13 protein-coding genes, 9 tRNA genes and 1 rRNA gene are annotated in these 13737 nt (G+C 29.1%); 19 read left to right on the plus strand and 4 right to left on the minus strand.

The genetic code is table 4. The features are described from left to right. Positions 1–155 precede the first annotated feature (155 nt). The 12 genes from VBM88_RS02400 to VBM88_RS02455 all read left to right on the plus strand — a co-directional run bounded on the left by VBM88_RS02400 (position 156) and on the right by VBM88_RS02455 (position 5036). Positions 156–232: transfer RNA gene (locus VBM88_RS02400), tRNA-Pro, on the plus strand. A 7-nt stretch (positions 233–239) separates the two neighbouring features. Beyond that, positions 240–316: transfer RNA gene (locus VBM88_RS02405), tRNA-Ala, on the plus strand. 5 nt (positions 317–321) lie between these two features. Then, a tRNA-Met gene (locus tag VBM88_RS02410) sits at positions 322–398 on the plus strand. 6 nt (positions 399–404) lie between these two features. After that, positions 405–480 (plus strand) — tRNA-Ile (locus tag VBM88_RS02415). A 3-nt stretch (positions 481–483) separates the two neighbouring features. Then, a tRNA-Ser gene (locus VBM88_RS02420) sits at positions 484–576 on the plus strand. Positions 577–592: 16 nt separating this feature from the next. Beyond that, positions 593–667, plus strand: a tRNA-Met gene (locus VBM88_RS02425). Between the two features lie 3 nt (positions 668–670). Continuing rightward, positions 671–747: transfer RNA gene (locus VBM88_RS02430), tRNA-Asp, on the plus strand. Positions 748–751: 4 nt separating this feature from the next. Further along, a tRNA-Phe gene (locus VBM88_RS02435) sits at positions 752–827 on the plus strand. Between the two features lie 105 nt (positions 828–932). Beyond that, positions 933–3614 carry an isoleucine--tRNA ligase gene (gene ileS, locus VBM88_RS02440; protein ID WP_323680378.1) on the plus strand — a complete coding sequence of 894 codons (2682 nt, stop codon included), beginning with the start codon at positions 933–935 and terminating at the stop codon, positions 3612–3614. A gap of 2 nt (positions 3615–3616) precedes the next feature. Beyond that, positions 3617–4285, plus strand: coding sequence for a signal peptidase II (locus VBM88_RS02445; protein WP_323680379.1), 669 nt, complete (start codon positions 3617–3619; stop codon positions 4283–4285). A 190-nt stretch (positions 4286–4475) separates the two neighbouring features. After that, positions 4476–4581 (plus strand): 5S ribosomal RNA (gene rrf, locus VBM88_RS02450). 131 nt (positions 4582–4712) lie between these two features. Continuing rightward, positions 4713–5036 (plus strand): thioredoxin family protein, encoded by a 324-nt coding sequence (locus tag VBM88_RS02455; RefSeq protein WP_323680380.1) that lies wholly within the window; start codon positions 4713–4715, stop codon positions 5034–5036. Between the two features lie 8 nt (positions 5037–5044). On the opposite strand, the gene VBM88_RS02460 is transcribed toward VBM88_RS02455, so the two are convergent. Both VBM88_RS02460 and ffh read right to left on the minus strand, forming a co-directional pair. Further along, a tRNA-Thr gene (locus VBM88_RS02460) sits at positions 5045–5120 on the minus strand. 67 nt (positions 5121–5187) lie between these two features. Beyond that, positions 5188–6546 carry a signal recognition particle protein gene (ffh, locus tag VBM88_RS02465; RefSeq protein WP_323680381.1) on the minus strand — a complete coding sequence of 453 codons (1359 nt, stop codon included), beginning with the start codon at positions 6544–6546 and terminating at the stop codon, positions 5188–5190. A 105-nt stretch (positions 6547–6651) separates the two neighbouring features. Between ffh and VBM88_RS02470 the strand changes: the two genes are divergently transcribed. The 3 genes from VBM88_RS02470 to VBM88_RS02480 are packed head-to-tail and all read left to right on the plus strand — an operon-like array spanning position 6652 to position 9109. Further along, entirely contained in the window at positions 6652–7593 is a 942-nt protein-coding gene (locus VBM88_RS02470; RefSeq protein ID WP_323680382.1) for an RluA family pseudouridine synthase, read from the plus strand. Beyond that, positions 7586–8536, plus strand: coding sequence for a hypothetical protein (locus VBM88_RS02475; RefSeq protein WP_323680383.1), 951 nt, complete (start codon positions 7586–7588; stop codon positions 8534–8536). Before VBM88_RS02470 ends, VBM88_RS02475 begins: the two co-directional genes overlap by 8 nt. A gap of 24 nt (positions 8537–8560) precedes the next feature. Beyond that, a complete protein-coding gene (locus tag VBM88_RS02480; protein ID WP_323680384.1) occupies positions 8561–9109 on the plus strand; it encodes a SprT-like domain-containing protein in 549 nt (182 codons plus the stop codon). 35 nt (positions 9110–9144) lie between these two features. Here VBM88_RS02480 and tyrS read toward each other — a convergent pair whose 3' ends face one another. Together tyrS and tapR are read right to left on the minus strand one after the other, a co-directional pair. Continuing rightward, positions 9145–10377 (minus strand): tyrosine--tRNA ligase, encoded by a 1233-nt coding sequence (gene tyrS, locus VBM88_RS02485; protein ID WP_323680385.1) that lies wholly within the window; start codon positions 10375–10377, stop codon positions 9145–9147. A gap of 1 nt (position 10378) precedes the next feature. After that, complete coding sequence (tapR, locus tag VBM88_RS02490) at positions 10379–10963, minus strand: TyrS-associated PheT N-terminal domain-related protein TapR (protein ID WP_323680386.1); 585 nt, start codon at positions 10961–10963, stop codon at positions 10379–10381. Between the two features lie 37 nt (positions 10964–11000). Here tapR and VBM88_RS02495 point away from each other — a divergent pair, with 37 nt between their 5' ends. From VBM88_RS02495 to tsaD, 4 genes are read left to right on the plus strand one after another with little or no spacing between them, the layout of a single operon-like run. Beyond that, positions 11001–11852: a DegV family protein gene (locus tag VBM88_RS02495; protein WP_323680387.1), complete on the plus strand. Its 852-nt coding sequence runs from the start codon at positions 11001–11003 to the stop codon at positions 11850–11852. 1 nt (position 11853) lies between these two features. After that, entirely contained in the window at positions 11854–12249 is a 396-nt protein-coding gene (gene tsaE / locus VBM88_RS02500) for a tRNA (adenosine(37)-N6)-threonylcarbamoyltransferase complex ATPase subunit type 1 TsaE (RefSeq protein WP_323680388.1), read from the plus strand. Then, entirely contained in the window at positions 12249–12782 is a 534-nt protein-coding gene (gene tsaB / locus VBM88_RS02505; RefSeq protein WP_323680389.1) for a tRNA (adenosine(37)-N6)-threonylcarbamoyltransferase complex dimerization subunit type 1 TsaB, read from the plus strand. Before tsaE ends, tsaB begins: the two co-directional genes overlap by 1 nt. Next, complete coding sequence (gene tsaD / locus VBM88_RS02510) at positions 12782–13714, plus strand: tRNA (adenosine(37)-N6)-threonylcarbamoyltransferase complex transferase subunit TsaD (protein WP_323680390.1); 933 nt, start codon at positions 12782–12784, stop codon at positions 13712–13714. Before tsaB ends, tsaD begins: the two co-directional genes overlap by 1 nt. The last annotated feature ends 23 nt before the right edge of the window (positions 13715–13737 follow it).

Consider the following 13737-nt stretch of genomic DNA (forward strand, 5'->3'; position numbering starts at 1 on the left):
GTATTCAGACATTTTAATGAATTATTAAAATAACTATTCAGTTTTCAAAGAATATATGACACCTTTAATGGTGTTTTTTTATTTTCAAAAAAATATAAAAAAAATTTCATAAAAATATTTTTTATATTATAATAATAACGCAACTAATGATTGTTGGAGAAGTAGCTCAGCTTGGTAGAGCACTACATTTGGGCTGTAGTGGTCGCAGGTTCAAATCCTGTCTTCTTCACCATTTATATGGGGGGTTAGCTCATTTGGCTAGAGCGCCTGCCTTGCACGCAGGAGGTGGTGGGTTCGAATCCCATACTCTCCACCATATATGGCACTGTAGCTCAGTTGGTTAGAGCATCCGGTTCATACCCGGAAGGTCAAGAGTTCGAATCTCTTCGGTGCTACCAAATTACGGACCTATAGCTCAACGGTTAGAGCAACCGGCTCATAACCGGTCGGTTACAGGTTCGAATCCTGTTAGGTCCACCATACGGGTGATTACCCAAGTCTGGCTGAAGGGACTAGTCTTGAAAACTAGCAGGGGCTTCACGGCCCGCGGGGGTTCGAATCCCTCATCACCCGCCAATAACAGGAGATACATAGCAGAGTGGAGCAGTGGTAGCTCGTCGGGCTCATAACCCGAAGGTCGAAAGTTCAATTCTTTCCTCTGCAACCAAACGGTCCAGTGGTAAAGTGGTTTAATACGCCTCCCTGTCACGGAGGAGAACGCGGGTTCGATCCCCGTCTGGACCGCCATTATGGCCTTGTAGCTCAGTAGGTAGAGCAACAGATTGAAGCTCTGTGTGTCGCTGGTTCGATTCCTGCCGAGGCCACCAAAAATCCTCTAATTTGTTAACTTGTTAAGTTAGTAAATTAGAGGATTTTCTTATATAATTTAATTTATTTATAATTAATTTATAATTTAACAACAGGGAGAAAATATGGACTTCAAAAAGACTTTAAATATGCCGCAAACAAGCTTTGAAATGAAAGCTAATTTAATCGAAAAAGAAAGTAAATATAGAGAAAAGTGATATCAAGATAACATATATCAAAGAATATTAGAAGAATATAAAGATAATATATCTTTCATTTTGCATGATGGTCCACCATATGCTAATGGAGATTTACACGTAGGTCATGCTTTAAACAAAATCTTAAAAGATATAATTGTGAGATGAAAAACTTTAAATAAATATTATTCTCCATTTATTCCTGGATGAGATACACATGGATTGCCTATTGAACATAAAATGCTTTCAGAAAGTAATCTTAAGAAAGAAGAAATTTCACCACTTGAGTTAAGAATTAAAGCGAAAGCTTATGCATTGGAACAAGTCGAAATTCAGAAAGAACAATTTAAACAATTACAACTTTTTTCAGATTTTAAAAAGTATTACATCACTTTAGATAAAAAATATGTAGCTAAACAGTTAGAAGTCTTTTCTAAAATGATTTTAGATGGTTTAGTATATAAGGGACTGAAACCGATTTATTGATCTCCTACTTCACAAAGTGCTTTAGCAGAAGCTGAAGTTGAATATAAAGAAGTAAGAAGTCCATCATTATATTTAAAACTAAGAGTTGTAAGTAGTAACTTCGACAAGATCCATAACGGTGATGATATTGTTGTTTGAACAACTACTCCTTGAACATTATTGGCTAACTCAGGAGCTGCTGTAGGGCTTAAAATTAAATACATTAGAGTTAAGGTTGAAAATGATACACTAATTTTTTCAGAAGAATTATTTAAGAAATATGCTGAGAAGAATGAAATTTATGAATATGACATTCTAGATGAATTTTATGGGTATGAAGTTCTTGGTAAAAATATTTTATATTTCACACCAATCACTCGTTTATTAGCTCCGTTAGTTGTTGGTCATCATGTTACTGAAGAATCTGGTACAGGTATTGTTCATATTGCTCCAATGTTCGGAGAAGACGACTTTTTAATTGGGCAAAGATTTAATTTAGAAAAAATTATGCACGTTGCAGATGATGGAAGTATCTTTGGTACAGGTACTGATTTTGACGGTTTATTTTATGATAGTGCAAACAAACCTATTGTTGAGTTTTTAGATGATAGAGTTATGAAATTGGAGTTTATGAAGCACTCATATCCACATGATTGAAGAACTCACAAACCAATTATTTTTAGAGGTACACCTCAATGATTTGTTTCTATTGATAAAATTAGAAGAGACATTTTAGAAAATATTGAAACAAAAGTTTCAACATACCCAGAGTGAGCTAAAACAAGATTAAGAAATATGATCGCAGAAAGAGGTGATTGAACTATTTCAAGACAAAGAACTTGAGGTGTTCCAATCATTATCTTTTATGATGAACATAAAAACCCTGTAATTGATAAAGAACAATTTGATTTCACAATTAATCAAGTTTTAGAGCACGATATCAATATCTGATGAGAATGAGATACACAAGACTTATTGCATCCAAAATACAAAGGTAGAGAATTTACAAGAGAAATGGATATTATGGATGTTTGATTTGATTCTGGTGTTTCATTTACTGCTGTTGATATTGATGAGCGTTACAAGGCTCCGTATGACTTATATTTAGAGGGAATTGACCAATACAGAGGTTGATTTAACTCATCTATCATTAACTCAGTTGCATATCAAAAAACAGCTCCATATAAGCAAATTGTTTCACACGGTTTTGTTTTAGATAAGAATGGTAACAAGATGTCAAAATCATTAGGGAATGTAATTAAACCTATTGATGTTGTTAAAAAACGTGGTGCAGATATATTAAGATTATGAGCAGCTAATAGTGAATACACAAATGATGTAAATATTTCAGATGATATTCTCGATCAAAACACTGAAATCTATAGAAAAATCAGAAATACTATCAGATTTATGTTAGGTAATTTAGCCGGTTTTGAATATGATTCTAATATTCAAAAAACAGGAGTTCATGCACTTATTTCAGAACAATTAAATGAATTAAAATTAAACATTAAAAAAGCTTATGATGAATATAAATTCATTAATGTTGTTAAATTATTAAATAACTATATTGTTGACTTATCTGGATTCTATTTATCAATTACTAAAGACATCCTTTATATAAGAAAATCAAACGATCCAGAAAGATTAATGGTTCAATCGAACTTATATGAAATCGTAGACTTTATTATTAAAGCAATTGCTCCTATTTTACCTACAACAGCTGAAGAAGCATACGAACACTTTAATAAAGCTACAAAGCACGATTCAATAATGTTTGATGCATTTGATTTTAATAATGTTGCAGTTAATAAATCATTAATTGAACAATTTGACGAATTCTTCCAATTACGTGCTGAAGTAAATGCTAAAGTTGATAACTTAATTAAAGAAGGTGCAATTAAGAGAATTAATGAGGTATATGTTAAATTACCAAATTCATTATCAGATTTTATCAAATCACTTGATTTAAAAACTTTATTAATGGTAGGCAAAGTATCGTTTGAATCAAATGATGAATTAGAAATTACAACATTTGATTCTGAAAAATGTCAAAGATGTTGAAATCATTTTGAAAAATCAGAGATGATAGATAATTTATGTAATACATGTTATGAAATTGTGAAAGATTGGGAAGATAAATAATTATGAATAATCAAAAACAACAAAATAAAACTTTTGTTACTAAAATAGTTGAACACTTCAAAGTAAATTGAAAATCAATTTTAACTGCATATGTAATATTATTCATTACTTTTGCAATTTTCTTAACAATAGACCAACTAACAAAAACTTTTCTATTTAAACATGGTGATGTTTTAAGATTAAGACCAGATGGACAAATTCCTTTACCAGATGGAACATATATTTTCCCTGAAAATATTTATCCATCAAATACTGGTGAGTGACAAAATTTTGGTTTATTTGGAATTAGATCTATTTGACATAAAGGTGTCACATTTCTTAAAACAACTAATATTGCTTTAATTCAAGGATTAAGCTTTATGGTAGCTGCATTTATCCTGATATTGCCTTTATTCTTCGCTAAGAATTCTTTATACTATTCAATCCCATTAGGTATCTTACTAGCAGGAGATTTCGGAAACGCGTTAGATAGAATTTTATTTAATGGTTATGTAAAAGATATGCTTTACTTACCTTGAGCAGATAAAGGCACATTCAATCTAGCTGATACATTTGTATTTGTTGGTATTATAGTATTCATTATTATTTCAATTACAATGTGAATTAAAGAAGCACGTGATGAGGATAAGGATTTAGAATACGAAGCTAACATTTATATACGTAATAAATAATTCAGTAATTAAATGAACATCTCAACATTGTTGGGATGTTTTTGTACTAATTTCGTAAATTCATAGTGTTAAATTTAGTTTCCTAATCAATGAATGTAAGTGACGAAATTTGTGTTTCATAATAGATCAGAATTTTTTAGAAAAAAAATTAAAAAATATTTTTGTTTTTATTTATCAGTGCTATAATATTCACAGTGGTTATAGCAAAGGGTATCACCTGAATCCATTCCGAACTCAGTAGTTAAGCCCTTTAGTGCCGAAGATAGCTTTACAGTGAAAATAGGGAGCCGCTGCTTTTTTTATACCTTTTTTTTAAAAATGTTATATCAAAAGCAGCAAAAAGTTCAAATTTAATAAAAAATAAGTGCTAAAAAGCACTTTTTCATTTTTTGGTATAATAATTACATATTGTTTAAGGGAGGTTAAAATGATTCACAATGATTTAACAAAACAAGATGTTTTTTCACTTTTAGATAATTCAAAAGGTGTGAAACTTTTAGTATTTTATGCAGACTGATGTGGACCATGTAAAATGTTATATGCAAACACATTAACTGAATTAGACCAAAAAGATAATGTTGAAATATTAAGAGTTAATATTGATAAAAACAGAGATTTTGCAAGAGAGATGAATATTACAAGTATTCCATATATTCAAGTTTATAAGGATGCAAAATATGTAACTGCACTTTCAGGATATTTACCATATTCAGAATTAAAATCTATTTTAGACAAAGTATCAAAAGAGTAATAAAAAAATGGTGCCAACAACTGGACTCGAACCAGCGACCCCTTCCTTACCATGGAAGTGCTCTGCCTGCTGAGCTATGATGGCACATTTAATAAGTTAATTTTATCAATAAAATTAAAAAAGCAACATAATTAAATGTTGCTTTTTTGTTTTAAAATAATCCTCCAAGACCACCTAAACCACTTGTTCCACCATTTTTGAATTTATTAGCCATATCAACTATTCTTTTTTGCATTGATTCAAACTCGTTAAGTAGTTTGTTGTATTCTTGAACACTTCTTCCTGAACCTTTTAAAATCCTTTCTTTTCTAGATGCTTGTTTTAAAAGTTTAGGATTTTTTCTTTCTTTCTTGGTCATTGAAGACATTAAGATTTGGTAAAGTTGCATTTTTTCTTCAGCTTTATCTAAGTCTTCTTCATTAATTTTATTTGATAAAGAACCTGGAAGCATTTTAAGTAATTTTGAGAATTTACCTAATTTCTTCATTTGCTTAATTTGATCCATTAAATCATCAAGGTCAAATTTGCCTGAAAAAATTCTTTCAACCATATTTTTTGCTTTATCTTCATCAATGTTATCTTGCGCATGTTCGATAAGTGATAAAACATCACCCATCCCCAGAATTCTATCAGCCATACGATTAGGGTGAAATAAATCAATATTAGATGTTTTTTCACCTGTACCAATAAATCTGATAGGCACATTTAAAACTTGACGTAAGCTTAATGCGGCTCCACCACGCGCATCTGAATCAAGTTTTGTAATAATTAAACCTGATAAGCTTAAGTTATCATTGAATGTTTGAGCAACATTAACAATGTCTTGACCAGACATAGCATCAGCAACAAAGAATATTTCAGATGGATGAGCAATTTGTTTAATGTTTTTAAGCTCTTGCATTAATTTCTCATCAATTGATAAACGACCAGCTGTATCGATAATAATTAAGTCATTTTTATTAGCATCAGCTTGTTTTAATGCATTAGTTACAATTTCTTCTGCAGGAACTTCAACACCTTGCTCATAGTAATCAACTTGAATACTCTTTGCTAAAGTTACTAATTGTTGCACAGCAGCTGGACGATAAATGTCAGCTGCAACAACAAGTGGATTATTTACGAATTTTTTCTTTCTAAGATAGTAAGCAATTTTAGCTGTTGCTGTAGTTTTCCCTGAACCTTGAAGTCCACACATCATAATGATATAAGGTTTTTTTGTGATTGAAATTTCGGTAGTTTTTCCACCTAAAATATTTACAAGTTCATCTTGAAAAATTTTAATCATTTGTTGTGATGGATTTAATTTACCTATAATTTCAGATTCTAAAGCCTTTGCTTTAACATTATTAATAAACTCTTTAACAACCCTTAAGTTAACGTCAGCTTCAAGAAGTGCTAATTTTACGTCTTTAGTTACTTCTAAAATATCAGCTTCATTTAGAGTTGTTTTTTTTGACATTTTTGCAATACTTTTTTGTATTCTTTTCTCTAAAAAATCTAACATAGTCATATTATAACATTAAAAACTTTTTATATAGTTTTCTCAAGCATACTAATAAATAAATATTTATTAGTAAATACAAATAAAATCTATAAAAAATATATAATTGAATTTATGATTGAATTAGTAGTTAAATATCCTGAAAGAATTGATAAATATATTTCAAATAATACTGAAATATCACGTAATGATATTAAGCAACTTATTGATGAGAGAGTTGTAACAGTTGATGATGTTTTGGTTAATAAACCTAAATTTACGGTGAGAGAAGGTCAAGTAATTAAAATTTCAAGAGTACTTGATAAGGAGATTAAAGTAGTTCCTAAACAAATGGATTTAGATATTGTTTATGATGATGAATATTTATGCGTCATTAATAAACCAACTGGTATGACAGTTCACCCAGCTCCAGGTCATTATGAAGACACATTAGTGAATGGACTTTTATATCATTTTAAAAATAATTTATCAGATCAAAATGGATTGCTTAGACCAGGCATCGTTCATAGAATTGACAAAGACACAAGCGGTTTATTAGTTATTGCAAAGACCAATGAGGTTCATAATAAACTTTCTGAGTTATTTGCTACTCACGAAATTAAGCGTTCATATTTAGCAATTTGTGATGGCGTATTAGAAAGTAAAAAACTTAAATTAGTCTTACCTATTGGTAGAAATGCTAAAGATAGACTTAAAATGGAAGTAACTGATATTAATGCTAAACCAGCAACTACTCACGTTACTTTATTAAAAACATTTTACATTGATAACTTACCTAAATCACTTGTAAAATGCGAACTTGAGACAGGAAGAACTCATCAAATCAGAGTGCATATGGCATATATTAAAAATCCAATTTATGGAGATCCTGTTTACAACAAGTATGTTGATGAAAATGGACAAAGATTACACGCTTATAAATTAGAATTACATCATCCTATGACTGGAAAAGAAATGGTGTTTTATTCAAAACCACCACACGACTTTGATGTAGCTGATTTTAATTTCAATGAATTTATAAAAGAAGATGAAATAAAGGAGGTATTGAATGTTTAAATGAAATTTAAGAGATTTTCTAAAATATCGTAAAGCAGATGAATTGTATGAAAAAGGACAAAAAACATTTGCTAGTTGAGTTTGACTTTTATTTGCTTCAATCACATTAATTGCTGCATTAACGTTGGCTGGCTTCTTAATTGTGACAATTGGACACGATACATTTTTAAACCCTGACACTACAAAATTATCATCTGATGTTGCAATTAAAGTCACAAATGAAAGAAAAAGTTTATTTATTTTCTGCATAATAAATCAAATTTTTTACATAATTATTTTTTGTGCTGCTGCAATTGTGATAATTATTTCTTTTATCAAAGTTCGTAAGGAAAAAACTTATCTTAATTTCAACAGATGACCAATCCTATTATCAACAATTGTAGGACTATTTAGTGTTTTCACATTATTCAAGTACATTTATGATGGCGCATTTAATCAACCAGGTTTACCAAATATTTTAATTGCAATTGTTGTTATTGATGTTGTTACAACTATATTAACAATTGTTAACTGATTAATTCCTGCTAAAAAAGTCGTATTTATTATTAAGATGTTCTACTCAATTAAAATGGAAGAAGAAACACTTGCTATGGCTGCTAAAATGCAAGAGTTATTCAAAAATAACCCAAATGGTATTTCTGACTTATTTTCAGGATTTGCTAATGGTGCAAACTTAAATGATATTTTCAAAAATCAAAATAAAGCAGCAGATGCTACTGATTCAGAAAAGAAAGATTTATCAGAAGAAGAAAAAATTCAAGCAGATGTTCAAAAAGAAACTGCAATAAAAAAACTTTTAGAAATTCCAAATGAGCAATTATTCAAAATGGCTGAATTATTAGGTATTAGTGGATATCAAGAAATGCCTAAAGATAAATTAGCTGAACTAATTTTTAATTACACAAAACAAGCTGAAGAGGAACATAATAAAGAAAATGCTTAATAGGCATTTTCTTTATCTTTAATTATGGTTTATACACATAAATTACTTGCTGAAAATGAAATTTCAGTTGATAAAGATTGATTTGTTTTATTAGGAGAAAGATACACTTATAAATTGCTTCCTAATAATTATCTTTACATATTTGACTCAAGTCAAAAAGTAGCAAAATCACTACGTTGTAGGTCTGAAAGAAGAATAAAACCATTATTATTGGAGTTTGCAAGAGAGCAAATTTCAATAATTATTCAGAAATATTTTGATGAATATTCACAAATAATGAACCTTGATAAAAGGTGAAGATGGGAGTTAAAAAACTCAAAATCATATTGAGGAAGATGTGTAATTAGATCATCAGACCCCAAAAAACAATTTTTAATAATGTTCAATGAGAGATTGTATTTAATCGATGAGTATTTTATTAAAGAAACTGTGGTTCACGAATTATTGCATGCAGTAGGTTTTATTAAACACGATAAAACTTTTAAAAAAGAATTAGTTCGGTATTTACCTGATTTAAAAGAAAAGATTGAAGCTTATTATCATCCAATTTTGAGCAGAACTTCAAAGGTATAAGAAAATTCTCATCAATCGATGAGAATTTTTCATTTCTATTTAATTTTGATTAAATAAATATTTTTCTTACCAACGTGAAGAAGTGCGAATTTGTTATTTCATAAACTTGAATTTAAAATGCTGTCTTCATTTACTGGTTCTAAATTGAGCTTAATTGAATTATTTGTAATAAATTCTCTAGCTTCACGTTTTGATTTAATAATGTTATTTTCAATAAGTTGATTAATTAAATTTTGATCTTTAACTAATTCAAAATGGTTAATATCTTCATAAATATCAGATATTTCTTCTGCTGAATAATTTGATAAATCTAAATTTTTATTAAATAATATTTCTGAAATTAATTTTGCTTTTTTAGCTTCAGCACTAGAGTGAACGTCGGAAATAACTGCATAAGCTAGCTCTTTTTGTGCATATCTTAATGAAGGTTGCTCTTTGTGTTTTTCAATAATTTGCTCAATTTGCTCTAATGGTAAAAACGTTAATCATTTAAGTAATTTTTCAACTTCGCTATCAGGTTGATTTAACAAGAATTGATACATAACAAATGGTTTTGTTTTTGATGCATCTAATCATAAACTACCACCACCTGTTGATTTACCAAATTTATTTCCATTTGCATCAGTTAATAAGTTAGCTGTAATTGCGACTGCCTTATGATCGTTTCCGTGCAATGTAGAAATCATATCTAAACCAGTTGTGATATTTCCTCATTGATCTGAACCACCGAATTGAATGCAAATATTTTTATCTTTGTATAAAGTGGCAAAGTCTCAACCTTGAATTAATTGGTAAGTGAATTCGGTAAAACTTAATCCTTTTTCAATTCTAGAAGCAACTGAATCTTTGGCAAGCATATATGAAATATTTACTAATTTACCTACAGATCTAAGAAATTCTAAAATATTCATATCTTTGTAAAAATCATAGTTATCAACAACAGTTAAACCGTATGATTCAAGCTGTGCCTTAATTTTATTTTTATTTTCTAAAACAGTAACATCATCAAGAAGTTGTCTTTCTGAATCTTTGAAAGAAGGGTCACCAATCATTCCTGTAGCTCCACCTAGGATTGCATAAGTTGTAAAACCTGCTTGTTTAAATCTTAATAAGTTAGCTATTTGAATGTAATTTCCTAAGTGTAAACTTGTTGCTGTTGGGTCAAAACCACAGTAAACTCCAACACCTTCTGGAAGTGAGTTGAATTTTTCCTCATTACTAATGGCCTTCAAAATACCACGGTATCTTAATTCTTTAAGTACATTCATTTTAAAATTCAAAATCCTTTCCAATTTGTTCGCTTGTTCCAAAAATTAATCCTTCTCTATCGATTCCTAAAGTTCTGTATCCTGATAGCATTCCGTAACTTTTTACATTAAGCATTTCGCCTTCTAAGACTTCTAGACCACTGAAAACAGTTGTTCCTGGCAATGATAAAACAACAACTTTACCTTCTTGAGAATCTAATGTGTTTGTAACTAATTGAATATGTTCATTTGTTTCTTTATTAATTAAAACTTCTAGAACAAATAACTTCTCACTTTTAGGGTGATTTTCTCTTTTTGTAATTAAACCATAAATGATTTTAGGTTCATTTTCTAAAGCAAAACCATTTTTGACTAAAAGTGAAGATAATTTTGCAATTTGTTCTGCATTTAATGCACCAAATTTTGAACTAGGTTCAATATCAAGAAGCTTATTATCAAGTAAATTTATAGAATGTATTTTTTTATTATCATCTGAAAAAATAATCATATTATCAAGTTGTATTTGTTGAGTTTTCGAAACTCTACTATCAACAAAAATAATAGATACATTTGAGAATGATTTATCCAAATTATTAAACAATATCATAAACAAAATTATACATAAATTTAATATAATTGAATTTATGAAAAAGGTAGCTATAGTAGTAGATTCAGCTTCAGGATTAAATAAAAAACAAGCTGAAGATTTAGGATGATTTTATCTTCCTTTAAGAATTGAATTAGATGGAAAAACATACAATGATGGTATCGATTTAACACCAGAAGATTTTTTCACTTACTTTAATCTAGATACAAAAACCTATAGAACTTCTGCAACACCGATCGGGGTAGCAGAAGATTTAATTAGTGAGTTATCAAAAACACACGATTATGTTGTTGTTTTCCCTATTTCAAAACATTTATCAAGTCAATATCAAAACTTAAAGGCTCTTGAATCATCATATCCAAAATTAAGAGTTATTGAGTCAATTTTTGTTGCATCGTTAATCACACTTCAAGTTTGAGATTTTGTTGAATTAATCAAAAATGGAACTGATGTTGATGAAGCAATTAGAGAAATTGAACAATGAGATGAGAGACAAAAAGTTTCAATTTTCCCTAAACACAATGAATACTTATTAAAAGGAGGAAGATTAACACCTGCTGCAGCTGTTGTTGCTAGATTGCTTAGAATCATTCCTATTGTAAGTTTCTATAAAGGGAAATTAGAAAAAGAAGGAAAAGGTTTAGTATTCTTAAAAACAATTTACAAGAATATTGATACTAAATTAAAAGATAACGATAAAGATATCTTAATTATCCATTCAAATTCAGGTGACTTAAAAGATGTTGTTGATTATATAAAAAGCAAGGGGAAAAATAGAGTTTTCACAACATTATTACCTAACTGTATTTCAGTTCATACAGGACCTGAAACTATTGTTGTAGTTCAATTATCTAAAAACTTAACTGAAGAAAAAATTAGTACATTATAGAATGCTAAAAAAAATCGTTTGTTCTAGTCTGCAAGACTTAGAACTTTTTATAAATCAAAATTTTGAACTATTTAAAGAGAAACAATTTTTATTATTATCAGGTGATTTAGGAGCCGGAAAAACTACTTTCACTAAATTATTAGGTAAAAAAATAGGCATAAAAGAGAAGATTACATCACCAAGTTTTTCATATATGAAAGACTATGATGGTCTAATTCATATTGATCTATACAACTTTAAATCTTCAATTGATGAGTTTGAAGATTATTTTGATGATAATTTAGTTGTTATTGAATGAGCTAACTTGCAAAATTTAGATTTTACACATTATGTAAAAATTAATGCATATATTAATGAAGATGAAAAACATGTTTTTGAAATTATAGAGGTTAAATAATGAATGTTTATTTAGATACAGCAACAGAGGACTTTGTTTTAGTTTTATTTGATAAAGATTTCAATGTTGTTGACTTTGCTTTATTAGAAGGTTATAAGAAAAAAGTTCAGTTAATAACTGAACAATTTCAACTGATATTGAGCAAAAATAATTTAACAGTAGATAAAATTAATAACTTTTATATAAACAAGGGTCCAGGTTTTTTCACTGGTGTAAGAAGTTCTTTAGTTTACTTTAGAACTTTTGCTCTTTTATTTAAAAAACCTCTATTTACAATTCATACATTTGAAATTTTAGAAACATTAAGTCCTAATAAAGAAAACTTCTATATAGATGCACAAGGTTCAAAAGTATATTTTTATGATAAAAACACCATTCAAATAGCTGATAAGGATTCAACTGAAGTTGACAAAGTAGATTATAAAAAAATGATTGATAGCTTCAAGGATTTTAAAGATAAATTCAAAGAAGAAAACACTATGAGCGTAGAACCTTTATATATTAAACAACCTCAAATTGGAGGTGTAAACTAATGAGAATTTTAGGTATTGAAACTTCCCATGATGACACATCTTTAGCAGTTTTAGAAGATGGAAAAGTTTTAGATTTATGAACAATTTCACAAATTGATATTTTTAAAGAGTTCGGAGGAACCATTCCTGAAATAGCTTCACGTGAGCATGTTAAAAATATCGCGCTTATTCAGGAATTAATATTGCAAAAATATGATCCAGATTCTTTTGATTATATTGCTTACACGAAAGAACCTGGTTTAATAGGAACGCTACAAGTTGGTTATTTATTTGCAAGTGCTTTTGCACTAGCAATAAATAAACCTTTAGTGCCTGTCAATCACCTTGTTGGTCACTTTTTATCAGCCACATTAACTAACGAAATTGCATTCCCTGCATTATGTTTATTAGTTTCTGGTGGACATACGCAATTAATTTATGCTAAAGATGTAGATGATTTGGAAATCATCGGAGAGACGCTTGATGATGCTGTTGGAGAAGCTTTCGATAAGGTTTCTTCAAGATTAGGTCTAGGTTTTCCTGGTGGACCAATTATCGATAAGCTTTTCAAAGAATATGATGGTGAATTTACAAAATTAACATTTCCACACACAGAAAATGAATTAGATTTTTCATTTAGTGGTCTTAAAACACAAGTTTTAAATAAAGTTAACAAAGCTCAAATGAAAAATGAAGAACTTGACAAGGAGCAACTTGCTGTTTCTTTTCAAAAAACAGCTATTGACTACTTGATTAGTAAAACTAAAGCAGCATTAGAGAAATATGATGTTAAAACTTTAGTTTTAGGTGGTGGAGTTTCTGCTAACTCTTACCTAAGGGAAGAGTTTTGTAAATTGCATAAAAACACTATTGTTCCATCATTAAAATATGCAACAGATAATGGTGCTATGATAGCTCAAGTTGCCTATCTAGCTTTTTCCTGAAAAAAATAAAAAAACTTTTAAATAATTTATAA

The sequence above is a fragment of the Mycoplasma sp. 1232 genome (assembly GCF_034863345.1).
In the GTDB taxonomy this organism is placed as follows: domain Bacteria; phylum Bacillota_I; class Bacilli_A; order Mycoplasmatales; family Metamycoplasmataceae; genus Mycoplasmopsis.